Here is a 25,365-nt window from a genome sequence, read left to right as displayed (position 1 = left end):
GCGGGCAAGCCCTGCTCCCACAGGGGTTTTGTGATCGATCGCAAAACTGCGGTACCACACAGATCCTGTGGGAGCGGAGCTTGCCCGCGAATGCGTCAGCTCGGCCAGCACCGAATTACCCGTGAGACGCCCACCTCACCGACCCATCCTCGCCAATAAACTCCTCGATAATATTCTCCCCGCTCAACCGCACCTTCACGTACCCATTGAGCACTCGCTCCGGGTATTCATCGTCCATGGCATTCTGCACTTCGGAAAACAGCACCCGCTCATTGCCATCCAGCTCGCTGGTCACGCCATAGGGAATCGCCCCGTGCCCGGCACAACGCGCCCGTAACCCGCCCTGCTCGGCATACACAATCCCATTGTGCAGGTGCCCCCAGTACCAATAATCCGGCACCCGGCCCAAGGCATCACACACCGGCTGATACAGCGTGGTCTTGTTTGCCCCACTGATATCGAAACCCTGGTGATGACTGAGCACCAGCAACTTCTTGCCCTTGGGCAGGCTCTTCATCCAGTCGATCTGCTGCTGGTTCAAGGTACCGTCCATATAAAGACCGAGCGGCGCGGAGGCATAGGCCGAATCCAGTCCGACAATCAGCCAGTCATCGTTGTACAACGCAAAATAACTGGTGCCCTGCTGCATCGGGAACCGTGAGTTGAGCTCCGCGAAATAACCATGGGCGCCGCTGTACATCTCATGGTTGGAGTTGAGGGTGAAGGCGCCGTGCTTGCCCATCGGCCAGCCGGCCATGTCGACATCTTCCTCGGAGCCGGTGCCAGCGTAGTAGACGTCGCCCAGGTGAATGGTGAAATCGGCCTGGGCCAACTGCATCTGCTTGGCGACATTGACCGCCGGGGCATGGCTTTCAAAGGGCCCGGTGCCCCAGTCGCCGGCAATCGCCAGGGTCACGTCGTTGTCGATCATCATCACCATCGGCGTGGTGGCAAACGGCGCATGGCGCCGCAGGTTCTCGATCCACTTGATCAACGCCTCGCTCCACAGCAGGTCGAGCAACTCCCATTTGCGACAGCCCAGCAACGTGCCGTCCTTGAGGACCCGGGTTTGCAGCTGCGACTCCGAGGTCGGCAAGGCCTTGGCGTTGCCCATATGCAGGATCGACAACCCATGGGACAACTCCCAGGGCACCGCCGGCTCGTCCGTCGGCAGGTCGCCATGGTCCAGCACGTATTGGGCCTGGTCATGCCCGCGTTGCAACAACGCCTGGATGGCCTGGAATTCCTCGGGCTCGATGTCACTGGTGAGTTTTTTCCAGGACAACTCCAACCGGGCTTTCAGACCACTGAGACGGACACGGATTTTCGCAAGTTCATGTTCCAGATGAGGCAAATTCATAGCTGTCTCCCTACAACGTCTTCATGAATTCGATCAGCGCCCATTTCTCGGCGTCGGTCAGTTGGGTCCCGTACAGGTGACCACTGTTGTGGTTGCCCTCCAGGCGTGTGTCATACCTGAAGTAGGTCGGCGCCTGGACCTGGGCACCGCTGGTGATGAAACCGACCTTGACCGGGTCATAGACATCCGAGCCGGTGTTGAACACCACCGGCCGTTTGTCCGGTGTCTGCAACAGGTCCCACAGGCTCGGCACCGAACCGTTGTGCAGGTACGGCGCGCGCATCCAGATGCCGTCGGTGGGGGTGTTGCTGTAGCTCTGGGTCTTGCGATAAGCGTTGAAATCGAATGGCGGTTTCTTGAAGCCATGGAACGCCTGCACGAGGCCGACGGTGAAGGAATCCAGGCGATGGGGGTCGGTGCCCAGTTGGTCGATTTGGGTGGTGACCTGGCCGGTGTCGGCCTTGCCGAACTCATGGCAGCCCGCACAGTTGTTGTCCCAGATCGGCTTGCCCTGGGCTACCCGCGCCTGGTCCAAAGCGAACGGCCAGGCCGGCGGCTTGGTGCCGAGCAACCACTGGGTGACCCGATTGAAACTCTCCGGCAACACCGACTGCGGCGTCGCGCCCACGGCCATGGCCGCGGCGTAGTTACGCTCGTGGATATCGTTGTTGTTGCCGTCCCAGTGCAGGTACAGCGATTCGCGCGGCTTCTGGTTCCAGATCTGCGGCAGGTCGACGGTGCCGATGGTCGAGTCATCCGGGAAACCGAAGACCACCATTTTGGTCGGGTTGAAGGTGTCGGTACGCCCGGGCCCTTGTGCCGGCCGCAGTTTCTGCCAGGCGTAGGCCTGCTTCTGCTTGAGCAGCGCGGTCTTGGCCATGGGGATAATCAGGTAGCGGTTGTACAGCCGCTCGAAGAAGCCCAGCTGGAACTTGGCGTTGATCGCCGTCATCACCGCGTCGGTGGTGAATTTCGGGTCGCTGGCGCAATCGTAGGCGAACCACTGGAAGGCTTGCAGTTGCAGGGTATTGGCCGGCGCGGTGGCGATCGGCTTGGCCACATCGCTGGCCGAGGCGCGGTAGGAGCCGGTGTGGCACAGCGCGCAGTTGGGTTCCACGGTCGGGTAGCCGATCTGCCGCTTGGCCATGCCGATGGGCAGGTCGCGACCGTTTTCATAGAGGAAGCCGAACGCCTCCCAGCCACCGGGCTTGGGCATTTTTTCCGGGCACATCTGCGGCAGCACGGCAAACAGGTAATAAGGGATTCGCGCCTCGATGCCCAGGCCGATGGCGGCGTACTTGAAGTGGTCTTCGTCGGAGGTGAATTTCTCTTCGGGCACCACCCGCAGCATGTTGTACCAGGTTTCGTAGCCGATAAAACCCAGCACCAGCAGGGTGATCAGCAGGCCGACCCGAAAGCCGTGGCGATGCCAGCGGGCTTCCCACCCCTGGCACCAGGCATGCCAGCCATCGACCAGCAAGGCCCAGGGCCGGTGGGCCGGCGTGCTGCCCATGAAGAGCGTGACGCCCAGGATGAGGAACATGCTCAGGTCGCCGTAGAGCATGGGCACGAACACCGTGGGGGTGTTGCTGGTGTCGATCAGGTAGATCCAGAACGCCACGGCGACCAGCCGGCTCAAGACGCATAACCAGGAGTGGATCACGAAGCGCGGGGCGTTGAAGCCCGACGGCATGTAGAACAGGCTGATCCCCACCAGCAGCATGCCGGCGTTTTCCAGCCAGGGGTCCGAGAGCACCGGCGGCAGGCCGACCACCGAGGTCAGCAGCGCCGGGGCGAACAGGGCAGGCAGTGCGAACACCATGTTCATCACGATGCCTATCCAGATAAAGCGTTGGAACCAGCGGATGTAATTGTCCATATCACCCTTCCTTGCCAATCCATTTCTTCCGGCCGATCACCGGGGGTGCGGCTTTACACAGATCTGTAGGAGCAGGCAGTCCGGCGTCCCGGCTTGCCCGCGAAGAGGCCAGTATTATCAACCTGATCTCCTGGATAACCCGCACCGGCCCTTTCGCGGGCAAGCCCTGCTCCTACAAGGTGTGGCGGCGTTTTCGAGACTGATGCGCATCAGCCCAGCGCGGTTTTCTCCAGATGTTCAAGGATCAGCGGATACACATCGGCCACCGCGTTCTTGCCGAACATGCAGTCGATATGGCCATAACCCGGCACCACATGGCGGCTGAACAACTCGGGGCCATGCAGATCCACCAGCCGGTCGTAGGTCTTCTCCGTGCTCTCCGGCAAATAGCACTGGTTATCGGCGCCACTGATAAAACAGATCGGCAATTGCAGCCGGCTGAAATGCGGCATGTAGACGTCGTTGCCCTTGAAGTCCACCAGGTGCCCCTTGCGGCAGATCAGCGCCAGGTGCTCGAAGGTCTGGATATTCGATTGGCCGAACAGCTCATGCAGGTTGTCGTGCAGGGTTTCGTTGAGGGTGTCGTGACGGTACAGCGAGGCATACATGAAGGTGATCCGGTGACAGACCGGATTGGTGCAGTAACCCTGGGCCTCGATCCGCGCATAGACGTTGAGGGCCTTGTCATAGAGTTTGTTGAACCAACTCTCCTTGCTGTCGGCATAGGCGGTCAGCGACTTGATGCCCACCGCCTCCAGCGCCCCCGGCAGGTGCAGGCCGGCCTTGATCCCGGTCGCCGTGGCCACCACCGTGTCCGCGGCAATCTGCGAGCAGACCACCGAGCGCACATCCTGCAATCCCGCCAGCATCGACATGAAGAAGGTCGTGGCGCCATAGCAATGCACCACGCACTGCACATCCCGGGCCCCGGTGGCCTGGCGAATCTGCGCGATGGCCGCCTTGTAGTCGTACTGGGCGATCTGGTCGCCGTTCCACTCGTGCTTGCTCGCCGGCAACAGGATGCTGACCCGGAAATCCAGCAGCCAGACGTCGTAGTCGTGCTTGCACAGGTACTCCAGCAGGTTGGTCTGGATGGTATCGGTGGAGAAGATATTCGAGCCCACGCCCAACCCATGCACCAACATCACCGGACCTTTGCTGCCGGCCTGGTAACGGGTCAGGCGCAGTTGCACCTGGTCCTCGGTCTCGAAGAAATGCACCGTCGGCACCGGCGCATCCAGTGGCCGCTTGTGCCGGGGCGGCGCGTCCGGGTTGAAGTAGATATCGCCGGCAAACACCCCGCCGTAGCTTTCCCAGAGAATCCCGGCGAAGAACTTGCCGAAACGCGCCAGGGCCTCGATGCGCTCGCGCTCGTTACGGGCATTGAGCACCTTCATGGTGGTCATCTGCTTGGCGAAGTCGGCGGGCTTGATATGCATGACCCCGGAGCCGATCACCGCGCCGGTCTTGTCCGGGCCTTGGTAGAGCGTGACGTAAAGGGTGCTGGTGTCCGGCCAGATATTCAGCACGCCGTTGTCTTCGGGCACGGTCTTGAAGGCACTGAAGAAATAGTCGCGACCGTCCTCGGCGGTCAGCTTCATGTCGTAGTTCATATGGCGCACGCCGACCTGTTCCTGGTACTGCTCGAACAGGTTGAACACGCCGTTGCTGGCCGTCAGCGGATAAGGCGACAGCGCAGGGGCATTGAGGGTGCCGACCAGGGTCGCGGCATGCTCCGGCTCCTTGATCAGGCGATTGAGGTCGTTGCCGGTGATGGTCAGGGTGAACTCGATGGGTGAGTTCTGCGCCTCGCCGCTCTTGGCGGCCGCCTGGTAGACCGCCAGGTCGGTGCCCTGGGGCTGGGTGAAGTCCTTGGAGAAATAACCCTTCATGGTTTCGGTGAACTGCACCCCGAGGGTCGGCGGCGGCACCGGCTTGCGCGGTGCCGAGGGCAGGCGGTAGTCGATGACCCAGCCGCGATCGGCCGCCAGCAAGCCCATGTTGCGCTCGCTGACCGCCGAGATGGTCAGCAGCGGGTTGACCGCCAGGGAAGTCGGAATCACCGCCCCGTCGGTCACATACAGCCCCGGATAAACCGCATCGCCGTGGCTCCCGCTGAACACCTGGCCTTTGTGATTGACCACGCCTTGCGCGGCATCCTCGCCCATCACGCAGCCACCCAACGGGTGTACCGAGACGATGCTGTGCTTGAGCAACTTGGTCCAGATCGGGTTCGGCACCCAGACCCCGCCCAGGGCCTTGGTCGACTGATGCAGGCGTTCGTTGCCGAGCTTGAAGTTCTCCTGCTCGCCCACCCCGGGCCAGTCGATACGCAGTTGGTCCTTGTCGTCCAGCAACATGCGACCCTTGCCGTCGTCATGGCTCATGATCAGGTAGGTCTGCATATTGTGCAGCGCGCCGTAATACGGGCCGCGCAGAAAGCTCTCGGCCTCGCGGGCCTTGTAGTGGAGCTGGGCGCTGACGCCCTTGTCGGTGGCCTCGCCGATCATCCCGGCAAACCCGGCCATGGCCGGCACCATCGGCCGCCCCAGCGCGCCCGGGATCGAGCCCTCCTCGATCACCATGCGACTGCGCCAGTCACCTTCGGTGCGCATATCGATGATCGAGGTGATGCACGGCCCGACCGGCTCCATCTCCTTGGCCGAGTGGGCGCCGAAACCGATGCCGTTGATGGTCTGCTCGCAATTGTGGCCGAAGCCGAGGATATCGCCGTTGCCGCTCATGTTTTCGCCGAGCTGGTCGGACATCGGCACGCCTTTGCTGCGCGAACGCAGGAGGATTTCCGTGGAGCCCAGGGTGCCGGCGGAAACCACCACCACGTTGGCTCTGACAAACAGGGTCGGTGCCGAGAACTTTTCCCGGCCGCTGTCCAGGTACTGGAAGTGCACGATCCAACCGTCACCGTCACGCTCCAGATGGCGCACCTCGGCCTGGCAGAAAATCTCCGCGCCGTGATTCCAGGCATCCGGCAGGTAGTTCATCAGGGTGGTGTTCTTGGCTTTGTTGTTACAGCCCGAGACGCAGTCACCACACTGGTTGCACGGCAGCTGTTCGACGCCGACATGGTTGAGGTTGTTGGGCAGCTTGTCGAAGGTCACGTTGATCGGTGGCGTATAGAAATGCGCTTTTTCCTCGAGAAAGTCCGCCGACTTGCGGTTGGCGTCCAGCTTCGCCAGTTTCGGTCCGGAGGCCGGATACGGATTGGGCTTGAGCATTTCCCGAGCCCGCGCATAACCTTCGGCCAGCAGCGTGTCACGATGATCGCGCACCGCCTGGGGCCAGCGTGGGTCCTCGAAGACCCCCGGCTCCGGCTCCAGGGACACGTTGGCGTTGATCAGCGAAGTCCCGCCCAGGCCGCAACCGACCACCACGTTCTGCTGGGCATTGACGTGCAGGTCGAACAGACCGGTGCGCGAACCGATATGGCCGTCCGGGTCATGCACCTGCAACTCCTCCGTCGCCGCGATCATGGTGTTGGGGTATTCCCCCGGCTGGATCTCGCGTCCGCGCTCCAGCAGGCAGACACTTTTCCCGGCCCGCGCCAGCCGCGACGCGGCGATACCACCGCCGTAGCCGGAACCGATCACGATGACGTCGTAGCGTTCCTTGATCTCACTGATGGATGTCGAAATCCGTGTCATGACTATCTCCCTGGGCGTGGGCATGGCTGGCAGAAACGTTGTGTACCTGAGCCTTGAGTCAAGGTGGCGCCCAAGAGGGTGTCAATAAACACCCTTAGAACTGTATGAAATTTGATCTATAGCGCTATGGGCTATAAGAACCGGGGCTTTGCGGCCTTAGCGAACAACTTATCCACAGAGCCACCCACAGTAAATGTGCGCAAGTAGCGCTTTATGCACCGTCGACACTGAAGGAATCTGAATAAAATCCGTGACTTATTCAGAAAGGTCTATTCAGGCAGTCTTTGATCGTTTTTTAATCAAAACCTTGAAGACCACGTTTTTAAAGGCCTATAGAGGACCGCGAACACCTTATCCACAGAAGCGCCAACAGACTTTGTGTGCAAGTCGGGCACTTTTCCAGTCATCTGTGGAAAACCGCTGAAAGCCGCGAGATATGAAGGTTTCAGGCCTGTCGAGGGCTGTAAAAGGCCTGTTTGGGTGTTTTTTGACCAACCCTCTACAGACCATATAAAACAAGGCCTACAGAGGACAGCAAACATCTTATCCACATATACGCCAACAGACTTTGTTAACAAGTCGGCGCCCGAGCGAACCTCGGCAACGCCCTTATCCACATAAAAATCCGAATAAAAACCGTCGGTTAGGTTGATCATTTTTCATACGAAGGGCTACAGACGTTGATTGGCATGGGCTGTAGCCATGCACAAACACCTTATCCACAGGCCGGCCCACAGTCTCTGTGGACACTTGGCCGTCAAGCGAAGGCTTATGGTTTTACACGGCGGGAAATGAAGCCCTCAAGCGTCCGACTACACTCTGTCCACAACGCGCCATGTTCTTGCAGTGGAGGTATGGAGGTGTCTTGGCCACACGCTTTGCGAGAGAACCCGATGCGCCATCCATACACCCTGCTCGTCGTCTTCTACCTGATCCTGGCCGGCAGCGCCGAGGCCAACTGTTTTCAGGACGCCGGCGAGCGTTATCACATCGACCCGCTGCTGCTCTACGCCATCGCCCAAGTCGAGTCGGGCATGAACCCGGCGGCGCTCAATATCAACCGCGACGGCAGCCGCGATATCGGCCTGATGCAAATCAACAGCCGCCATCTGCCGCGCCTGGCGGCCTTTGGTATCGACGAGCACAAGCTGCAGAGCGAGCCCTGCACCAGTGTCATGGTCGGGGCCTGGATTCTGGCGCAGTTTATTCAGCAGTTGGGTTACGGCTGGCCGGCCGTGGGCGCCTACAACGCCGGCGCCCTGCCGGAGCAGGGCGACGGACGCGAGCACTATGCGTTGCAGGTGTGGCACTACTACCGTGAGTTGTTGGTGCTGTACCGATCTACACGGCGCTGAACGGGCTTCAGCGCAGCACGCCTTCCTCGATCAGCAGCTTGAGAATGGCATCGGCCCCGGCCTCGGCACTGACGCCCTTGAGCACCTGCCCACCGCCGCCGCTGGCCTTGGCCGTGGCCGCTTTCATCCGGTCGGCGCCGCTCTTGGCCTTGATCACCTTCAAGCGCTTGGGCCGTGGCTTGGCCGGTTGCAGCAAGGCGCCTGTGAATAACTCATCCTCCAGCACCTCCACTTCCTCGGCCTGCAACACACCCCGTTGCGCCGGTCCGTAGGCGCTCTGCCGTGGCTTGGGCGCGGCGTTATCCACCGTCGCGAGAAACGGCAGACGGACTTTCAAACGACGCCGCTGCCCCCGCGGCAAAGCTTGCAGCACATGGGCCACGCCGTGTTCGATGGACTCGACCTGGGCCAAGCCCACCACCAGCGGCCAACCGAGGTTTTCCGCCAGCAGAAACGGCAGCATGCCCGAGCCTTCACCGGTTTCCGCCTGGCTGCCGGTGAGCACCAACTGGGCGCCGGCGTCGCGAAGATAATCGGTCAGGACTGGCAGCGCATCGGCGCCGGCCGGTTGTTCCAGCACCCGCAATTCGTCCAGGCCCATGCCCAGGTAAGCCCGCAGCGCCGGCTCCGAGACATCGCCGGCATGCACCACCTGCAAGTTATCCCCAGCCAGTTGCAAACCCAGTTCCACCGCGCGGGCATCCTGTTCGGCGCGACGGGCGCGGCCGGAGGTGGGGTGGGCGCCGATGGAGACCAGGCTGATTACATTCGTACTCATGACGTCATCCCTACCTTAAGCCGCATCGCGCTTGGCGCCGTTGCGGTATGCCGTCACCGCCGCGATCAGGGCGCGGAAGATCTCGCTGCTTTCGCCGATCACCGACAGGTCGGCGCGCTTGATCATGTCGCAACCCGGATCGAGGTTGATCGCCACCACCTTGTCGCAGGCACCGATGCCTTGCAGGTGCTGGATCGCCCCGGAAATCCCCACGGCCACATAGACCCGCGCGGTGACCCAGGTGCCGCTGGCGCCGACCTGACGGTCGCGGGACATGAAGCCATCGTCCACCGCCACCCGCGACGCGCCCTCGGTGGCGCCCAAGGCCGCCGCTGTTTCGTGGAACAGCGCCCAGTCCTTGACCCCGTTGCCGCCGGAGAAAATAAATTCGGCTTCGGCCATGGGAATCGCCCCCGGGTCCACCGCCACCGCGCCGAGATCTTCGATCCTCGGCAAGCTGCGCACCACGCTTGTGGATAACTCCACGGGCAAGGCTTCATGACGGGTTTCGCTGACCGGCTCGGCGCATTCGGCGGCGGCCAGGATCAACCGGGCCAAGGGCCGCGCCAGATCCTGCAGGCCTGCACCGGCACGGCCGATGCACTCCTCGCCCTTGACCTGCCAGACCCGCGTGGCCGGGCGCTCACCCAGGCTCGCGGCCAGGCGGCGGCCCAGTTCGCCACCACCGCTGCGGCTGTCCGGCAGCAACCAGTGACGGGGATTGAACTGGTTATCCACAGCACGCAGGCCCTGGACCCGTTGTTCCGGTGAATAACCGCTGAACTCATTGCCGTCGAGCACCAGCAGGCGGTCGACGCCGGCGGTTTCGAAAGCGGATTCCTTGTGCTCGCCAAAGACCACGGCCAATACCGCGCCGTCCTTGCCGGCCATCTGATGGGCCAGGCCCAGCAGGTCGCGGTCGTGACTGCTCAGGCGACCGCCGACCATATCCGGTACCACGCTGATATAAAACGCCGGTTGCGGCACCTGATGCAGTGGCAGCAGCACTTCGACGCTGGCCGAACGCTTGGTGGCGCCGCCCTGCTGGGCGCCGCTGCGGTCGATGCGCTTGATACCGTTGGGGCCGATAAAGCCGACGCCATGGACATTCTTGCGGACCAGGCCGTTAGGCCCCATCCAGCTCTGTTGCTGCGGTTGCATGGCCGCGTGCAACGGGTGCAGGCGGTTACGGGCGATCCACTCGGCGCGAGGGTCGCGGCGGATAATATCGCTCATCAGTGCACCTCCGCGGGTTCACGCTTGGGGGCCGGTTTGCTCGGCGCCGCTTCTTCAAGCAGGGCGTCGGCCACCAACTCGGCCAGATCCTTGATCAGCGGACGCGGTTCGACCACGCCTTCGAGCATCGCCGTGCATTGCGGGCAACCGACCGCCACCAGTTCGGCACCGGTTTCGCGGATGTCGTCCATGCGCATATCGGGAATCCGCTGCTTGCCGGGAATATCGGTGATCGGCGCGCCACCACCGCCGCCGCAGCAACGGGAACGGAAGCCGGAGCGCTGCATTTCCTTGACCTCGATCCCCAGGGCCCGCAGTACATCGCGCGGCGCTTCATACTCGCCGTTGTAGCGGCCGAGGTAGCACGGATCGTGATAGGTCACGCTGTTGCCTTTGTGCTGCCCGAGGTTCAGGGCACCGGCGCCGATCAGTTCGGCCATATAGGTGCTGTGATGCTGCACCAGGTACTCGCCGCCGAAAGCACCGTATTCGTTTTTCAGCACATGGAAACTGTGGGGGTCGCAGGTGACGATGCGCTTGAAGCTGTATTTGGCCAGAGTCTGGATATTGCGTTTGGCCAACAGCTGGAAGGTTGCCTCGTCGCCCAGGCGCCGGGCCACGTCACCGCTGTCGCGCTCTTCCAGGCCGAGTACCGCGAAGTCGACCTTGGCCGCCTTCAGCACTTTGACGAAAGCACGCAGGGTGCGCTGGTTGCGCATGTCGAAGGCACCGTCGCCGACCCAGAACAGCACGTCGGTGGTTTTCTTCTCGCCGAGCAGGTTGAGGTTCAGGTCCGCCGCCCAGTTCATCCGACCGCCCGGGGCGAAACCGCCGGGGTTGTCGGTGGCGATCAGGTTTTCCAGGACTTCGGCGCCCTTGTTCGGGGTCGCGCCTTTTTCCAGGGTCAGGTGACGGCGCATGTCGACGATGGCATCGACGTGCTCGATCATCATCGGGCATTCCTCGACGCAGGCGCGGCAGGTGGTGCAGGACCACAGGGTCTCGGCGTCCACCAGGCCGTTGACGATCGGCTGGTGCGGGTTGCCCGAATGCTCGCCGATGGCTTTGCCCGGATACGGGCTGCCGGCGAAGTTCGCGTCGGTGCCGCCGGCCAGGCCGACCACCATGTCCTGAATCAGCTTTTTCGGGTTCAACGGCTGGCCGGCGGCGAATGCCGGGCAGGCGGCTTCACATTTACCGCACTGCACGCAGGCGTCGAAGCCCAGCAGTTGGTTCCAGGTGAAGTCCTTGGGTTTCTCCACGCCCAGCGGCGCCTTCGGGTCGCTCAGGTCCAGCGGCTTGAGGCCGGTGGAACGGCCGCCGCCGAAGCGTTCGGCGCGGCGGTGCCAGGCCAGGTGCAGGGCACCGGCGAAGGCGTGTTTCATCGGGCCGCCCCAGGTCATGCCGAAAAACAGCTCCGACACGCCCCACAGCACACCGAGGCCGAGGATCAGCGCCAGTACCCAGCCGCCGAAATCTTCCGGAAGGATCCCGGCCACCGGCAGGGTCACCAGGAAGAACGACGCCGAGAACGCCAGCAGGCTTTTCGGCAGGCGCATCCACGGGCCTTTCGACAGACGGGAAGGCGGGTTGCGGCGACGCAGGTAAACAAAGATCGCACCGACAAACATCACCGCCGACATCAGCAGCAAGGCATAGCCGAGGATGCGGTTATGCAGGCCGAAACCGTGCACCAGGATCGCCAGGACGATGGATGCCACTGCACCACCGGCCGTGGCAACGTGGGTGTTGGCAATGTATTTGTCCCGCGCCACCACGTGGTGCAGGTCGACCATATAGCGCTTGGGCATGGCGAAAAGGCCGCCGAGCAGATCGACTTTCGACGGTCGACCGCGACGCCACATGGCTACCCGCCGCAGCGCGCCGAGGACGGCAAGGCCCAGGGCGGCAAACAACAGGATGGGAAGAAGGGTGTTCAACATGGTGCAGCTCCCAAAGACCTCGGGGCTTGGTAACAGCCGGCTGGCTGGCGATTCAGGTGACGCGGTGCATCAGGCAGTCCGCGTTATCGTTCATCGCCAGCAAGCCGGCTCCTACAGGAGGTTGGCTTAGAAATCCTTGCACAGACGCAACGCGTCATAGATCGCCGCGTGCGTGTTGCGCTGGGCCACACAGTCGCCGATGCGGAACAGCAAGTAACCGTCGCCCGACTCGCTCAGCGAAGGCTGCGGCTTGATCGCGAACAGGGCTTCGACATCGATCTGGCCCTTGTTGCGCGAACCTTCCTTGAGCCCGTAGTAGATTTCCTCGTCCGGACGCACGCCGTTCTCCACCACCACCTGGTCCACCACCCGCTCTTCCTTGGCGCCGGTGTATTCGTTCTCCAGCACCGCCACCAGCTTGTCGCCCTCGCGATAGACCTTTTCCAGCATCATGTCGCCGGTCATGATCACTTCTTTCGGGTACATGCTGCGGTAGTAGGTTGGGAACGACGTACCGCCAATCGCCACGCCCGGCTTGATATCGTCGGTGACGATTTCCACCTGGCTGCCCTTGTCGGCGAGGAAGTCGGCCACCGACATACCGGTGAACTCGCAGATGGTGTCGTAGACCAGCACGTTCTTGCCCGGTGCGACCTTGCCATCGAGCACGTCCCAGCTGCTGACCACCAGCCCTTCGGCGGCGCCCCAGTGTTCGTTCTGTTCCAGGTTCGGATGCCCGCCGACGGCCAGCACCACGATATCCGGACGCAGGTCGAGGATAGTCGCGGCATCGGCGGCGGTACCCAGACGCAGGTCGACCTTCAGACGCGCCAGCTCCAGTTGGAACCAGCGGGTGATACCGGCGATCTGGTCACGCTGCGGCGCTTTCGAAGCCGTGGTGATCTGCCCGCCGATGGCGTCTTTCTTCTCGAACAGGGTCACATCGTGCCCACGTTCGGCGGCCACACGAGCGGCTTCCATCCCGGCAGGACCGGCACCGACGATCACCACCTTGCGCTTGACCCCGGTGGATTTCTCGATGATATGCGGCACGCCCATGTATTCACGGGAGGTCGCGGCGTTCTGGATGCAGAGTACGTCCAGGCCCTGGTACTGGCGGTCGATGCAGTAGTTGGCACCGACGCACTGCTTGATCTGGTCGATCTGGCCCATCTTGATCTTGGCGATCAGGTGCGGGTCGGCGATATGCGCGCGGGTCATGCCGACCATATCGACATAACCGCCTTCGAGAATGCGGGTCGCCTGGTTCGGGTCCTTGATGTTCTGCGCGTGCAGCACCGGAACCTTGACCACTTCCTTGATCCCGGCCGCCAGGTGCAGGAACGGCTCCGGCGGGAAGCTCATGTTCGGGATCACGTTGGCCAGGGTGTTGTGGGTGTCGCAACCCGAGCCGACCACACCGAGGAAATCGAGCATGCCGGTGTCATCGTAATACTTGGCGATCTGCTTCATGTCCTCGTGGGACAGGCCATCCGGGTGGAATTCGTCACCGCAGATACGCATGCCGACGCAGAAATCGTCGCCGACTTCCTTGCGCACGGCCTTGAGCACTTCCAGGCCGAACTTCATCCGGCCTTCGAAGGTACCGCCCCATTCGTCGGTGCGCTTGTTGACCCGCGGGCTCCAGAACTGGTCGATCATATGCTGGTGCACGGCGGACAGTTCGACGCCATCCAGGCCGCCTTCCTTGGCCCGGCGCGCGGCCTGGGCGTAGTTGCCGATCACCCGCCAGATCTCTTCCGGCTCGATGGTCTTGCAGGTGGCACGATGCACCGGCTCACGCACGCCCGAGGGCGACATCAGGGTCGGCCAGTTGAAGCCGTCCCAACGCGAACGACGCCCCATGTGGGTAATCTGGATCATGATCTTGGCGCCATGCTTGTGCATGGCGTCGGCCAGGTTCTGGAAGTGCGGGATGATGCGGTCGGTGGACAGGTTCACCGAACTCCACCATTCCTGCGGGCTGTCGATGGCCACTACGGACGAACCGCCGCAGATCGCCAGGCCGATGCCGCCCTTGGCCTTCTCTTCGTAATAACGGATATAACGTTCGGTGGTCATGCCGCCGTCGGTGGCATACACCTCGGCGTGGGCGGTACTGAGCACGCGGTTGCGGATGGTCAGTTTGCCGATCTGGATCGGCTGGAACATTGCTTCGAAAGCCATGGTGCGATCCTCGACTTACAACGGCTTGACGGTGAACAAGCCGTCGTCGTGACCTTCTTCGGAGCCACCGTAGACCTGCTCGGCCACGGTACGAATCGCGCTGCCGCGTGCTGCCAGGATCTGGTCCATGGCGCCGGCGAACCAGCCGGTGAACATATAGTCGACCTTGCGCCCGACCTTGCCGTAGACATAGACGAACGCCGAATGCTCGAGCTTGACGCTGGCGGTGCCTTTGTCCAGGTCGATGTCCTGGATCTTGAACAGGCCCCAGCCGCGTTGCGACAAACGCTTCATGTAGTGCTCGAACACCGCGACGCCTTCCAGGCCATGGCATTCGGCTTCTTTTTCACACCAGTGCCAGGCGGACTTGTAGCCGGCCTTGTAGAGGATCTCGGCGTAGGCGTCGGCGCCCAGGACTTCTTCGATGCCCATGTGATTGTTGACGAAGAAGTGCCGTGGCACGTAGAGCATCGGCAGGGCGTCGGACGTCCAGACACCGGTTTCGCTGTCGACTTCGATAGGCAGTTGCGGGGCGATTTTAGCCATGGGTAACACTCCAGAATTCGTTGATCGCGGCTGGCCGCTTACGCCCTGCGCGACCGGCGCGCAGGGTGTGTGTCAGTTGGGAAAAGACCGCGGCGTTATTCGCCCCAGACGTCCTTGAGGACGGTGACCCAGTTTTCGCCCATGATTTTTCGCACCACGCGCTCAGGGTGACCGCGCTTGAGCAGGGTCTCGGTGAGGTTGGGGAACTCGCCCACGGTGCGGATGCCCAGCGGGTTGATGATCTTGCCGAAGCTGGTCAGACGACGGGCGTAGCCCTTGTCGTGGGTCAGGTATTCGAAGAAGTCCTGGCCGTGGCCCTGGGTGAAGTCGGTGCCGATGCCGATGGCGTCTTCGCCGACGATATTCATCACGTATTCGATGGCCTCGGCGTAGTCGTCGATGGTCGAATCGATGCCCTTGGCGAGGAACGGCGCGAACATGGTCACGCCGACAAAACCACCATGGTCGGCAATGAACTTCAGTTCGGCGTCGGACTTGTTGCGCGGATGTTCTTTCAGACCCGAAGGCAGGCAGTGGGAATAGGTCACCGGCTTCTTCGATTCGAGGATGACTTCTTCGCTGGTCTTGGAACCGACGTGGGACAGGTCGCACATGATGCCGACGCGGTTCATTTCAGCGACGATCTCGCGACCGAAGCCCGACAGACCGCCGTCACGCTCGTAGCAGCCGGTGCCCACCAGGTTCTGGGTGTTGTAGCACATCTGCACAATGCCGACGCCCAGCTGCTTGAAGATCTCGACATAGCCGATCTGGTCTTCGAAAGCGTGGGCATTCTGGAAGCCGAAGAGGATGCCGGTCTTGCCCAGCTCCTTGGCCTTGCGAATATCGGCGGTGGTGCGCACCGGCATCACCAGGTCGCTGTTCTCGCGGATCAGTTTCTGGCTCGAGGCGATGCTGTTGACGGTGGCCTGGAAGCCCTCCCACACCGACACGGTGCAGTTGGCGGCGGTCAGCCCGCCTTTGCGCATGTCCTCGAACAGTTCGCGGTTCCACTTGGCAATGATCAGCCCGTCGATAACGATGCTGTCGGCGTGCAGTTCGGCTGGGCTCATCAGGCTGTCCCCTATTAGCGATTCACGCGCCGAATCGTCTGCCGGCGCTTTGGGGTCAGCATATGCCCAGGGGACCGGAGAGCCGGGTGCAAAAACGACAGGGGAATTGCCGAAAGCGTCAATCCGCGACAAAGGGGCGTTGCCATGGGCATTTCCGGCCCGTAGGTTTAAGTACTTGTCCATGTACGACTATTCTTTGGCCCGGGCTTGAGACAGAATTGCCCTCCATCGCTCTGCCACCTCTTTTGATCAAGGATCGGGACGCCGCAATGAAATCGATTTTCCTGGCTTTGGCGCTTGTCAGCCTGGCTGCCCACGCGGCCGAAGACGCGGACAACTCGCCCTGCGACGCGGTCGAAAACGACCAGCAGACCCTGGAGTGCGCCACCTACAGCAAGAACACCGCCGAGCAATTGCTCAAGGAAAACTTCGAAGCGCTGCTGGACCGGGTCAAGACGCAATACGCCAATGACAAGGCGCAAGCAGCCGATATCACCGGCAAGCTGCAGGCGGCCCAACAGCTCTGGATCAAGTCGCGGGATGCCGATTGCGCCATTGCGCCGCTGCCGGCCAAACCCGGGAGCAAGCCGTTCACCATCGACCAGTACGACTGCCTGGCGAGCAAGAGCGACGAACGGTCGGAGTTTCTCGAGTCGATTGCCCAGGAATAATCCCGGGCGGCTGTCTACACTGGAGCGCATCCCGTCCTGAATTGGCTGTACAGGCGAGTCGTTGACGATCATCACAGGATCTTCATATGCGCTCACTTTCAGCCATTCCGCTGTATGCCTTGGCGATTTTTCTCGCCATTGTGCTGTTTATTGAAATCGGTCGCCGCATCGGCAACCGCCATCTGGCCCTCGACCCCGAGGGTGCGCGGACCGGCACCAGCGCCATCGAAGGCGCGGTTTTTGGCCTGTTGGCGCTGTTGATCGCCTTCACCTTTTCCGGCGCGGCCACCCGGCTGGATGCCCGGCGCAATCTGATTGTCGAAGAAACCAACGCCATGGGCACCGCCTGGTTACGCCTGGATCTGTTGCCGCCGGCCAACCAACCGGCCTTGCGCCAGGCGTTTCGCGACTATGTGGACGCACGCATCGCCTACTACCGCGACCTCAACGAACTCGACCGTTCCAGCCTGGAAAACGCGCGGGGCAATGCCTTGCAGCTGGAGATCTGGAAACAGTCGGTCGCCGCGCTGCCGCAGATGCCCACGCCGGCGCTGGGCTCCAATCTGCTGCAAGCCCTCAACTCGATGATCGACATCACCACCACCCGTGGCGTGGCCCAGGACACCCACCCGCCACTGGTGATCTACCTGATGCTGGTCGCCCTGACCCTGGTCAGCGCCCTGTTCATCGGTTACGACATGGCCGGCACGGCCAGGCGCAACTGGCTGTACAGCCTGGGTTATGCGCTGGTGATGGTCTGTGTGCTGTATGTGATCCTGGATTTCGAGTACCCGCGGATCGGCCTTATCCGCGTCGACTACTTCGACCAGATCATGCTCGACCTGCGCAAAACCATGGATTAACGCGCCCTGCACGGGCCACGGACAGCGACTAGACTGGGCAGTGAACCCACTCATTCAAAAGGAACTTGAATGTACGCGCCCCGAGAAACCGAACATGACTACCTCTTTACCCGAGGTGTCCTGCTGCTTTTCCTGATTTTCCTGGCCTTTGGCATGGCGGCGCTGTCCAAGAGCGGCGGGCTGCTGTATGCCGCCATCAAGGCGGCGCCACGGGAAGTGACCGGCACCATCACGCAGGTCATCAATACCCGCAAAGAGGCTTCCCCGGCGGATATCTACTACGCCTTCGACTACGAAATGGGCCACCGCGGCCAGGGCATTCACTCGCTGAACGCCAGGGTACAGAACCCGACGTACCAGATCGGCGATCATGTGCAGATCGTCTATTCCGACTGGTTTCCGAGCTTTCACAGCCTGAAGACCGAATTCAGCTTCAAACGCGCGGACTTCTATATCTTCAGCGCCAGTGTGAGCCTGATTGCGCTGTGCCTTTGCCTGCTGTGCTGGAATTACCGGCAGATGGCCAGGTTTCGTGAGGAGGGTGTCTACTACTGAGCGCCTCCGGCTAATCGCCGCTGCCCCACTGTAGGAGCGAGCTTGCTCGCGATGGATGGCCAGACACCACGGGGTATCAGACTTCCCGCGTTATCGTTGACCACCATCGCGAGCAAGCTCGCTCCTACAAGGGGTAACATGGCGCCTCCCCCAACGCTCCAAGGACTCCAATGACCCTCTGCGGCATCGAAATCAAAGGCAGCGAAGCCATCTTCGCCATCGCCACCTTGCAGGGCAGCGCCCTCGCGCACGTGGCCGTCGCCATCAAGAAAATCGCCCTGGACGAGGATGACGAGGCCGCCAACGTCAAAGCCTTCGCCGCCCAAGTCAAGGCGTTCGTCCAGGACGCGGGCATCGAGCGGATTGCTATCAAGAAGCGCAGCAAGAAAGGTGAGTTTGCCGGTGGGCCGACCACTTTCAAGATCGAAGGGATTTTCCAGTTGCTGGAAAACTGCGAGGTGACGCTGCTGTCACCGCAGACCATCAACGCGCAGAACAAGAAGTTCGACTTCGCCCTGCCGGCCACGCTGAACAAATATCAGCATGAAGCCTATAAGACGGCCTGTGCGGCGCTGATGAAAAAGTAAGCCGGGTCTTTCAACACCGCCACCCTGTAGGAGCCGGCTTGCTGGCGATGAGGCCAGGGAGTCTTGCATCGCCTTATCGGCCGCCATCGCCAGCAAGCCGGTTCCTACAAGGGTGGTGTTCGGCCTTCATGCCCGGTGCTGCGCGCAACACCACCTACACCTTGATCCCGCGCCGATCCTCCCGCGGGCACTGGGCAAATCGCGCCCGGTAGCTGCGGGTGAAATATGATGGCGACTCGAACCCACTGGCGATGCTCACCTCCAACACGCTCATGTCCGTCTGGCGCAACAACTGCCGCGCCTTCTCCAACCGCAAGCCCAGGTAGAAATTGCTCGGCGTGTCCTTCAGATACAGCCGAAACAAACGCTCCAACTGGCGCCGCGTGACCTTGATCGACTCCGCCAGCTCCAGCGTGCTCAACGGCGGCTCCATATGCTGTTCCATCTCCCCGACCACATGCACCAGCTTCTTGTTGCTGATGCCGTAGCGCGTTGCGATCTGCATGCGCTGGTGGTCCTTGCGCGGGCGGATACGCCCCAGCACGAACTGCTCGGACACCTGGATCGCCAGTTCCGGGCCGTGGGCCTGGCCGATCAGGTCGAGCATCATGTCGATGGACGCAGTCCCCCCGGCACAGGTGATCCTCCGGCGATCGATCTCGAACAGTTCCTGGGTCACTTCCAGCTGTGGATAAGATTCCTTGAAGGCCTCCAGCGCCTCCCAGTGCAGGGTCACCCGGTGCCCTTCCAGCAGACCGGCTTCGGCCAGCACCACGCTGCCGGTGTCGATACCGCCCAACGTCACGCCTTCATGGTCCAGGCGCCGCAACCAGTGCGCCAACGTCGAAGTGGCGAACTTCAGCGGCTCGAAACCCGCCACCACCAATAACGTCGCCCCCTTCTTCAACGGCTCCAGCGCCGCATCGGCGTTGACCGACATGCCATTGCTCGCCAGCACCGCCCCACCATCGGCACTCAATACATGCCAACGATACAGCTCGCCGCGAAAGCGATTGGCCACCCGCAGGGGCTCGATCGCCGAGATAAAACCCATCGCCGAAAAACCCGGCATCAACAAGAAATAGAAATCCTGGGACATGGAACGCGCTCGCAAGACGGGTAGCGTTCCCGACGTGATACGCCAGTTGCACGACGGCCACAAGAGCACAGGTCGCTGCTGTGCAAGAGTCGGTCGCCGCTGTGCGTTTTCAGCAAGGCCGGGCTGCGTAACGTGGCATCACCGGCGCACAAAGACACCGGGCCCCACAATAACGTCCTGCCGAGGAAACCATCATGAAACGACTGATCAGCCGCTGTGCGCTCGCACTCACCGGTACCGCGCTCCTGAGCACAGGGGTCATGGCCGCGGACCAAGCCTCCTGCCAGAACGTTCGCCTCGGCGTGGTCAACTGGACCGATGTCATGGCCACCAGTGCCATGACCCAGGTGCTGCTCGATGGCCTGGGCTACCAGGTCAAGCAGACCAGCGCCTCCCAGCAAATCATCTTCGCCGGCATCCGCGACCAGCGCCTGGACATGTTCCTGGGCTACTGGAACCCGCTGATGACCCAGACCATCACCCCGTTCGTCGACGCCAAGCAGGTCAAGGTCCTGGCCGAACCGAGCCTCAAGGACGCCCGCGCCACCCTGGCCGTGCCCACTTACCTGGCCGACAAGGGCCTGAAGACCTTCGCCGACATCGCCAAGTTCGAGAAAGAGCTGGGCGGCAAGATCTACGGCATCGAGCCCGGCTCGGGCGCCAACACCCAGATCAAGGAAATGATCGCCAAGAACCAGTTCGGCCTGGGCAAGTTCCAACTGGTGGAGTCCAGTGAAGCGGCCATGCTCTCGGCGGTGGATCGCGCCGTGCGGCGCAAGGAAGCCGTGGTGTTCTTCGGCTGGGCGCCGCACCCGATGAACGTCAACGTGCAGATGACCTACCTCACCGGCAGCGAAAACGCCCTGGGTCCGAACGAAGGCATGGCCACCGTCTGGACCGTCACCGCGCCGACCTACGCCGAACAATGCCCGAACGTGAACAAGCTGCTGAGCAACCTGACCTTCAGCGCCGCCGACGAGAGCCGCATGATGCAACCGCTGCTCGACCACAAGGACGCGCTGGAGTCAGCCAAGCAGTGGCTCAAGGATCACCCACAGGACAAGGCCCGCTGGCTGGAGGGTGTGACCACCTTCGATGGCAAGCCGGCCGCTGAAAACCTGCAATTGACCAGCAAGTAAATCACCGAAAATCGCACCCGCAGCCCTTGATGGCTGCGGTGTGAACCACCACGCCTGTAAGGAACCCGCACCATGAACCACGACGTCATCATCACCTGCGCACTCACCGGTGCTGGCGACACGACCGGCAGAAGCCCTCACGTTCCGGTCACGCCCAAACAGATCGCGGCGGCTGCCGTGGAAGCGGCCAAGGCCGGTGCCACCGTGGTCCATTGCCACGTGCGCAACCCCGAAACCGGCAAGTTCAGCCGCGACGTGGCCCTGTATCGCGAAGTGATGGAGCGTATCCGCGAGGCGGACGTGGACATCATCGTCAACCTCACCGCCGGCATGGGCGGCGACCTGGAAATCGGTGCCGGCGAGAACCCGATGGAGTTCGGTCCGAACACCGACCTGGTCGGTCCGCTGACCCGCCTGGCCCATGTCGAGGCGCTGCTGCCGGAAATCTGCACCCTGGACTGCGGCACCCTGAATTTCGGCGACGGCGACACCATCTACGTCTCCACCCCGGCGCAACTGCGCGCTGGCGCCAAACGTATTCAAGAGCTGGGCGTGAAAGCCGAGCTGGAAATCTTCGACACCGGCCACCTGTGGTTTGCCAAGCAACTGATCAAGGAAGGCCTGCTGGACGACCCATTGTTCCAACTGTGCCTGGGCATTCCGTGGGGCGCTCCGGCGGACACCACCACCATGAAAGCCATGGTCGACAACCTGCCGGCGGGCGCGGTGTGGGCCGGTTTCGGCATCGGCCGCATGCAAATGCCGATGGCGGCGCAAGCGGTGCTGCTGGGCGGCAACGTGCGGGTCGGCCTGGAAGACAACCTGTGGCTGGACAAGGGCGTGCTGGCGACCAACGGCCAGTTGGTCGAGCGCGCCTCGGAAATCCTCAGCCGCCTGGGCGCCCGCGTCCTGACCCCGGCCGAAGGGCGGGTGAAGATGGGGCTGACCAAGCGCGGTTGATCCACTGACACACCTCTGCTCCTACAAGTGATCGTATTGCCAAAACCCTATTGCGCAGGAAGTTGCCATGAGCTTTATCACCGAAATCAAAACCTTCGCCGCCCTGGGCAGCGGTGTCATCGGCAGCGGCTGGGTCTCCCGCGCCCTCGCCCACGGCCTCGATGTGATCGCCTGGGACCCGGCGCCCGGTGCCGAAACGGCCCTGCGCAAGCGCGTCGCCAACGCCTGGGGAGCCTTGGAGAAACAAGGCCTGGCTCCAGGCGCTTCGCAAGACCGCCTGCGTTTTGTCGCCACTATCGAAGAGTGCGTGAAAGACGCCGACTTCATTCAGGAAAGTGCCCCGGAACGTCTTGAGCTGAAACTCGAACTGCACGGCAAGATCAGCGCCGCGGCCAAGCCCAACGCCTTGATCGGCTCCAGCACCTCGGGCCTGTTGCCCAGCGAATTCTATGAAGGCGCCACCCATCCGGAGCGCTGCGTGGTCGGTCACCCGTTCAACCCGGTGTACCTGCTGCCGCTGGTGGAAGTGGTCGGCGGCAAGAACACCGCCCCCGAAGCCGTGCAAGCCGCGATGAAAGTCTATGAATCCCTCGGCATGCGCCCACTGCACGTGCGCAAGGAAGTCCCGGGCTTTATCGCCGATCGCCTGCTGGAAGCGCTGTGGCGCGAGGCGCTGCATCTGGTCAACGACGGCGTCGCCACCACCGGCGAAATCGACGATGCGATCCGCTTTGGCGCGGGTCTGCGCTGGTCGTTCATGGGCACCTTCCTGACCTACACCCTGGCCGGTGGCGATGCCGGTATGCGGCACTTCATGGCCCAGTTCGGCCCGGCGTTGCAGTTGCCGTGGACCTACCTGCCTGCACCGGAACTGACCGAGAAGCTGATTGACGATGTGGTCGACGGCACCAGCGATCAGTTGGGCAAACACAGCATCTCGGCCCTGGAACGCTATCGTGACGACTGCCTGCTGGCGGTGCTGGAAGCGGTGAAAACCACCAAGGCCAAGCATGGCATGAGTTTCAGCGAGTAAGTTTTTCGGTGTCTGGGCGGACCCTTTCGCGGGCAAGCCCTGCTCCTACAGTTTTGTGTCGTACGCAAAAAATCATTCGACGCTGGACTGTAGGAGCAGGGCTTGCCCGCGAAGACGGCCTGACAGCCCCCCCTCATTCGTGATCTGTTCACCTCTTCGGACACCCACCATGCCCACCCTCACCACCTACACCACCGAAGTCATCCCCGACTGGGTCGACTACAACGGCCATCTGCGCGATGCCTTCTACCTGCTGATCTTCAGCTACGCCACCGACGCCCTGATGCTGCGCCTGGGCATGGACAGCGACAACCGCGAAGCCACCGGCAGTTCGTTGTTCACCCTCGAACTGCACCTCAACTACCTGCACGAAGTCAAACTCGGCGCCCAGGTCGAAGTACGCACCCAGATCATCGGCCACGACGCCAAGCGCCTGCACCTCTACCACAGCCTGCACTTGGTGGGCGGCGACAAGGAACTGGCCGGCAACGAACAGATGCTGCTGCACGTCGATCTGGCCGGCCCGCGCTCGGCCCCCTTCACCGACGCCGTGCTGGAAAAACTGCAAGCCATCATCGAAGGCCAGAGCGACCTGTCGCCCCCCGAATACATCGGCCGCGTGATTGGATTGCCCGCGAAAAAATAAGAATCCCCCGAAAAGGAGCTCACCGTGAACACCGCCGCCGCGTTTGCCGATTTCCGCAGTTACCCGCTGATCAGTGCCCTGACCGCCGCGCATCCGCTGCCGGATCGTATCGAGGTCTACTGGGCGGACGGGCGTATCAGTCCGTACCATCACGTGTGGCTACGGGACAACTGCCCGTGCCCGCAGTGCGTGTACACGGTGACCCGCGAACAGGTGCTGGAAATCGTCGATGTGCCCGAGGGCCTGGCCCCCGCCACCATCCGCATCGACAACACTGGCTGCCTGTGCATCGACTGGCAGGACGGCCATGCCAGCCGCTTCGACCCGGGCTGGCTGCGGGCGCACGCCTATGACGACGAGTCGCGGGTCGAGCGCCAGGCCGGCAAGCCGAAAAGCCGGCTGTGGAGCAGCAGCCTGGAGTTGCCGGTATTCGAGTTCGCCGCCCTCAAGGAGGACCCGAAAACCCTGCTGCACTGGCTATTGGCCTTGCGCGACACCGGCCTGACCCAGGTGCGTGGCGTACCGACCGAGCCTGGTTCACTGACCGAGGTGGCCAAGCTGATCTCGTTTATCCGCCAGACCAACTTTGGCGTGCTGTTCAACGTGCAATCCAAGGCCGACGCCGACAGCAACGCCTATACCGCCTTCAACCTGCCATTGCACAGCGACCTGCCAACCCGCGAGCTGCAACCGGGCCTGCAATTTCTGCATTGCCTGGTGAATGATGCCGAGGGTGGCGAGAGCATTTTCGTCGATGGCTTTGCCATTGCCGACGCGCTGCGCCGGGAAGACCCGGCGGCGTTCCGTGCCTTGAGCGAGATCCCGGTGGAGTTTCGCAACAAGGACCGGCACAGCGACTACCGCTGCCGGGCGCCGGTTATCGCACTGGACAGTACCGGGCAGGTCAGCGAGATCCGCATGGCCAACTTCCTGCGGGGCCCGTTCGAGGCGTCGGTGGAGCAGATGCCGGTGCTGTACGCAGCCTATCGGCGCTTTATTGCCATGACCCGTGAAGCGCGCTTTCGGATCATGCGGCGGCTCAACCCGGGTGAACTGTGGTGCTTCGACAACCGCCGCACCCTGCACGCCCGCAATGCCTTCGACCCGGCCACAGGGGCCCGGCATTTCCAGGGCTGCTATATCGATAGGGATGAATTGTTGTCGCGGATATTGGTGTTGCAGCGCTGAGTCCAGGATGAACTGAAAAATCGCGTTCCCAGGCCTGTTGCGATCCGTAGGAGCCTGGCTTGCCAGCGAATCTTTTGGCGATCTCAAGGGCCCTTTCGCGGGCAAGCCCTGCTCCTACAGTTTCGCGGCGTGCGCAGCATTGGCGCACGACACCGGACTGTAGGAGCAGGGCTTGCCCGCGAAGAACGATAACGCGATCCACCTATTGAATCCGATCAGCCTGTTTCATCACCCGCTGCTCCACCACTTCCAGCACATCACAACCCTCATCGAGCAACGTATACATCACCTCCAGCACATGCCGGAAATCCTGCTCATCCAGATTATTGATCGTGGCACAGGTCAGGGTTTGCGAAAGATCGCGGGCACCACGCAGTCGGCGACTGGCGAATGCGCAAAGGTCGCGCAGGGATGCATCAGGATTGAAGAATAAGACGGGGGTATCGGTGGTGTTGGATTGAAATGCAAGGAAGTTCGTCATTAAGGGCTCCATTTCAAGGGTAACAAACCACCTTCAATGCGAGGGTGATTGGATGGCTCCGTGAATGGACCGCGACGTCCAGTCATTGAATTGGCAATGACTGGAGGGACTATAGAGACGTTAC

At 62.0% G+C, this 25,365-nt stretch carries 21 protein-coding genes; 10 read left to right on the top strand and 11 right to left on the bottom strand.

Annotated elements, in window-relative coordinates:
• Nucleotides 1–115: 115 nt before the first annotated feature.
• From M5C01_RS23090 to M5C01_RS23080, 3 genes are all read right to left on the bottom strand, one after another.
• Nucleotides 116–1,360, bottom strand: a complete 1,245-nt coding sequence (locus tag M5C01_RS23090) for a metallophosphoesterase (protein WP_152741105.1) — start codon at nt 1,358–1,360, stop codon at nt 116–118.
• 10 nt (nt 1,361–1,370) lie between these two features.
• Entirely contained in the window at nt 1,371–3,239 is a 1,869-nt protein-coding gene (locus M5C01_RS23085) for a hypothetical protein (protein ID WP_152741106.1), read from the bottom strand.
• 209 nt (nt 3,240–3,448) lie between these two features.
• Nucleotides 3,449–6,901 (bottom strand): alpha/beta fold hydrolase, encoded by a 3,453-nt coding sequence (locus M5C01_RS23080; RefSeq protein WP_152741107.1) that lies wholly within the window; start codon nt 6,899–6,901, stop codon nt 3,449–3,451.
• Between the two features lie 893 nt (nt 6,902–7,794).
• Here M5C01_RS23080 and M5C01_RS23075 point away from each other — a divergent pair.
• Nucleotides 7,795–8,256, top strand: coding sequence for a transglycosylase SLT domain-containing protein (locus M5C01_RS23075; protein ID WP_152741108.1), 462 nt, complete (start codon nt 7,795–7,797; stop codon nt 8,254–8,256).
• A gap of 7 nt (nt 8,257–8,263) precedes the next feature.
• On the opposite strand, the gene M5C01_RS23070 is transcribed toward M5C01_RS23075, so the two are convergent.
• The 6 genes from M5C01_RS23070 to M5C01_RS23045 all read right to left on the bottom strand — a co-directional run bounded on the left by M5C01_RS23070 (nt 8,264) and on the right by M5C01_RS23045 (nt 16,019).
• Nucleotides 8,264–9,034 carry an electron transfer flavoprotein subunit beta gene (locus M5C01_RS23070; protein WP_103495262.1) on the bottom strand — a complete coding sequence of 257 codons (771 nt, stop codon included), beginning with the start codon at nt 9,032–9,034 and terminating at the stop codon, nt 8,264–8,266.
• Between the two features lie 15 nt (nt 9,035–9,049).
• Nucleotides 9,050–10,270: an electron transfer flavoprotein subunit alpha/FixB family protein gene (locus M5C01_RS23065; RefSeq protein WP_152741109.1), complete on the bottom strand. Its 1,221-nt coding sequence runs from the start codon at nt 10,268–10,270 to the stop codon at nt 9,050–9,052.
• Nucleotides 10,270–12,213, bottom strand: a complete 1,944-nt coding sequence (gene dgcB, locus M5C01_RS23060; protein ID WP_152741110.1) for a dimethylglycine demethylation protein DgcB — start codon at nt 12,211–12,213, stop codon at nt 10,270–10,272. Before dgcB ends, M5C01_RS23065 begins: the two co-directional genes overlap by 1 nt.
• 126 nt (nt 12,214–12,339) lie before the next feature.
• Nucleotides 12,340–14,400 (bottom strand): dimethylglycine demethylation protein DgcA, encoded by a 2,061-nt coding sequence (gene dgcA, locus M5C01_RS23055; RefSeq protein WP_152741111.1) that lies wholly within the window; start codon nt 14,398–14,400, stop codon nt 12,340–12,342.
• Between the two features lie 15 nt (nt 14,401–14,415).
• The gene (locus M5C01_RS23050) at nt 14,416–14,946 is read right to left on the bottom strand and encodes a DUF5943 domain-containing protein (protein ID WP_100942520.1); all 531 of its coding nucleotides are present in this window, start codon (nt 14,944–14,946) and stop codon (nt 14,416–14,418) included.
• A 95-nt stretch (nt 14,947–15,041) separates the two neighbouring features.
• On the bottom strand, nt 15,042–16,019 hold the full coding sequence (locus M5C01_RS23045; protein WP_100942521.1) for a dipeptidase: 978 nt from the start codon (nt 16,017–16,019) through the stop codon (nt 15,042–15,044).
• Nucleotides 16,020–16,288: 269 nt separating this feature from the next.
• Here M5C01_RS23045 and M5C01_RS23040 point away from each other — a divergent pair, with 269 nt between their 5' ends.
• From M5C01_RS23040 to M5C01_RS23025, 4 genes are all read left to right on the top strand, one after another.
• Nucleotides 16,289–16,690 carry a lysozyme inhibitor LprI family protein gene (locus tag M5C01_RS23040; protein ID WP_152741112.1) on the top strand — a complete coding sequence of 134 codons (402 nt, stop codon included), beginning with the start codon at nt 16,289–16,291 and terminating at the stop codon, nt 16,688–16,690.
• Nucleotides 16,691–16,776: 86 nt separating this feature from the next.
• Complete coding sequence (locus M5C01_RS23035; RefSeq protein ID WP_152741113.1) at nt 16,777–17,553, top strand: DUF4239 domain-containing protein; 777 nt, start codon at nt 16,777–16,779, stop codon at nt 17,551–17,553.
• Between the two features lie 69 nt (nt 17,554–17,622).
• The gene (locus M5C01_RS23030) at nt 17,623–18,108 is read left to right on the top strand and encodes a DUF3592 domain-containing protein (protein WP_152741114.1); all 486 of its coding nucleotides are present in this window, start codon (nt 17,623–17,625) and stop codon (nt 18,106–18,108) included.
• Nucleotides 18,109–18,278: 170 nt separating this feature from the next.
• Nucleotides 18,279–18,695 (top strand): DUF3010 family protein, encoded by a 417-nt coding sequence (locus tag M5C01_RS23025; protein WP_100942527.1) that lies wholly within the window; start codon nt 18,279–18,281, stop codon nt 18,693–18,695.
• A 154-nt stretch (nt 18,696–18,849) separates the two neighbouring features.
• On the opposite strand, the gene M5C01_RS23020 is transcribed toward M5C01_RS23025, so the two are convergent.
• On the bottom strand, nt 18,850–19,794 hold the full coding sequence (locus M5C01_RS23020) for a GlxA family transcriptional regulator (RefSeq protein ID WP_152741115.1): 945 nt from the start codon (nt 19,792–19,794) through the stop codon (nt 18,850–18,852).
• Nucleotides 19,795–19,988: 194 nt separating this feature from the next.
• Here M5C01_RS23020 and choX point away from each other — a divergent pair, with 194 nt between their 5' ends.
• The 5 genes from choX (at nt 19,989) to M5C01_RS22995 (ending at nt 24,760) form a co-directional block, all read left to right on the top strand.
• Nucleotides 19,989–20,933, top strand: coding sequence for a choline ABC transporter substrate-binding protein (choX, locus tag M5C01_RS23015; RefSeq protein ID WP_103495254.1), 945 nt, complete (start codon nt 19,989–19,991; stop codon nt 20,931–20,933).
• A gap of 72 nt (nt 20,934–21,005) precedes the next feature.
• Complete coding sequence (locus tag M5C01_RS23010; RefSeq protein WP_100942531.1) at nt 21,006–21,893, top strand: 3-keto-5-aminohexanoate cleavage protein; 888 nt, start codon at nt 21,006–21,008, stop codon at nt 21,891–21,893.
• Nucleotides 21,894–21,960: 67 nt separating this feature from the next.
• Entirely contained in the window at nt 21,961–22,926 is a 966-nt protein-coding gene (locus M5C01_RS23005) for an L-carnitine dehydrogenase (protein WP_152741116.1), read from the top strand.
• Between the two features lie 169 nt (nt 22,927–23,095).
• Nucleotides 23,096–23,572 (top strand): thioesterase family protein, encoded by a 477-nt coding sequence (locus M5C01_RS23000; RefSeq protein ID WP_152741117.1) that lies wholly within the window; start codon nt 23,096–23,098, stop codon nt 23,570–23,572.
• A gap of 24 nt (nt 23,573–23,596) precedes the next feature.
• The gene (locus M5C01_RS22995) at nt 23,597–24,760 is read left to right on the top strand and encodes a gamma-butyrobetaine dioxygenase (protein ID WP_178129957.1); all 1,164 of its coding nucleotides are present in this window, start codon (nt 23,597–23,599) and stop codon (nt 24,758–24,760) included.
• A 202-nt stretch (nt 24,761–24,962) separates the two neighbouring features.
• Here the strand turns inward: M5C01_RS22995 and M5C01_RS22990 are convergent, their stop codons facing one another.
• Entirely contained in the window at nt 24,963–25,241 is a 279-nt protein-coding gene (locus M5C01_RS22990) for a hypothetical protein (protein ID WP_152741118.1), read from the bottom strand.
• Nucleotides 25,242–25,365 lie beyond the last annotated feature (124 nt).

The sequence above is a fragment of the Pseudomonas sp. MWU12-2319 genome, assembly GCF_023242525.1.
Taxonomy (GTDB): Bacteria; Pseudomonadota; Gammaproteobacteria; order Pseudomonadales; family Pseudomonadaceae; genus Aquipseudomonas; species Aquipseudomonas gingeri_D.
Note: the sequence above shows the minus strand (reverse complement) of the source record. Positions and strands in the feature narration are given on the sequence as shown.

What these genes read in the sequence shown, in the direction of transcription:
- M5C01_RS23070 (WP_103495262.1), bottom strand. Translation starts at nt 9,034, where the DNA reads ATGAGTACGAATGTAATCAGCCTGGTCTCCATCGGCGCCCACCCCACC.
- M5C01_RS23040 (WP_152741112.1), top strand. Translation starts at nt 16,289, where the DNA reads ATGAAATCGATTTTCCTGGCTTTGGCGCTTGTCAGCCTGGCTGCCCAC.
- M5C01_RS23025 (WP_100942527.1), top strand. Translation starts at nt 18,279, where the DNA reads ATGACCCTCTGCGGCATCGAAATCAAAGGCAGCGAAGCCATCTTCGCC.
- M5C01_RS22990 (WP_152741118.1), bottom strand. Translation starts at nt 25,241, where the DNA reads ATGACGAACTTCCTTGCATTTCAATCCAACACCACCGATACCCCCGTC.
- M5C01_RS23085 (WP_152741106.1), bottom strand. Translation starts at nt 3,239, where the DNA reads ATGGACAATTACATCCGCTGGTTCCAACGCTTTATCTGGATAGGCATC.
- dgcB (WP_152741110.1), bottom strand. Translation starts at nt 12,213, where the DNA reads ATGTTGAACACCCTTCTTCCCATCCTGTTGTTTGCCGCCCTGGGCCTT.
- M5C01_RS23050 (WP_100942520.1), bottom strand. Translation starts at nt 14,946, where the DNA reads ATGGCTAAAATCGCCCCGCAACTGCCTATCGAAGTCGACAGCGAAACC.
- choX (WP_103495254.1), top strand. Translation starts at nt 19,989, where the DNA reads ATGAAACGACTGATCAGCCGCTGTGCGCTCGCACTCACCGGTACCGCG.
- M5C01_RS23000 (WP_152741117.1), top strand. Translation starts at nt 23,096, where the DNA reads ATGCCCACCCTCACCACCTACACCACCGAAGTCATCCCCGACTGGGTC.
- M5C01_RS23090 (WP_152741105.1), bottom strand. Translation starts at nt 1,360, where the DNA reads ATGAATTTGCCTCATCTGGAACATGAACTTGCGAAAATCCGTGTCCGT.
- M5C01_RS23020 (WP_152741115.1), bottom strand. Translation starts at nt 19,794, where the DNA reads ATGTCCCAGGATTTCTATTTCTTGTTGATGCCGGGTTTTTCGGCGATG.
- M5C01_RS23030 (WP_152741114.1), top strand. Translation starts at nt 17,623, where the DNA reads ATGTACGCGCCCCGAGAAACCGAACATGACTACCTCTTTACCCGAGGT.
- M5C01_RS23080 (WP_152741107.1), bottom strand. Translation starts at nt 6,901, where the DNA reads ATGACACGGATTTCGACATCCATCAGTGAGATCAAGGAACGCTACGAC.
- M5C01_RS23010 (WP_100942531.1), top strand. Translation starts at nt 21,006, where the DNA reads ATGAACCACGACGTCATCATCACCTGCGCACTCACCGGTGCTGGCGAC.
- M5C01_RS23005 (WP_152741116.1), top strand. Translation starts at nt 21,961, where the DNA reads ATGAGCTTTATCACCGAAATCAAAACCTTCGCCGCCCTGGGCAGCGGT.
- M5C01_RS23065 (WP_152741109.1), bottom strand. Translation starts at nt 10,270, where the DNA reads ATGAGCGATATTATCCGCCGCGACCCTCGCGCCGAGTGGATCGCCCGT.
- M5C01_RS23045 (WP_100942521.1), bottom strand. Translation starts at nt 16,019, where the DNA reads ATGAGCCCAGCCGAACTGCACGCCGACAGCATCGTTATCGACGGGCTG.
- dgcA (WP_152741111.1), bottom strand. Translation starts at nt 14,400, where the DNA reads ATGGCTTTCGAAGCAATGTTCCAGCCGATCCAGATCGGCAAACTGACC.
- M5C01_RS23075 (WP_152741108.1), top strand. Translation starts at nt 7,795, where the DNA reads ATGCGCCATCCATACACCCTGCTCGTCGTCTTCTACCTGATCCTGGCC.
- M5C01_RS23035 (WP_152741113.1), top strand. Translation starts at nt 16,777, where the DNA reads ATGCGCTCACTTTCAGCCATTCCGCTGTATGCCTTGGCGATTTTTCTC.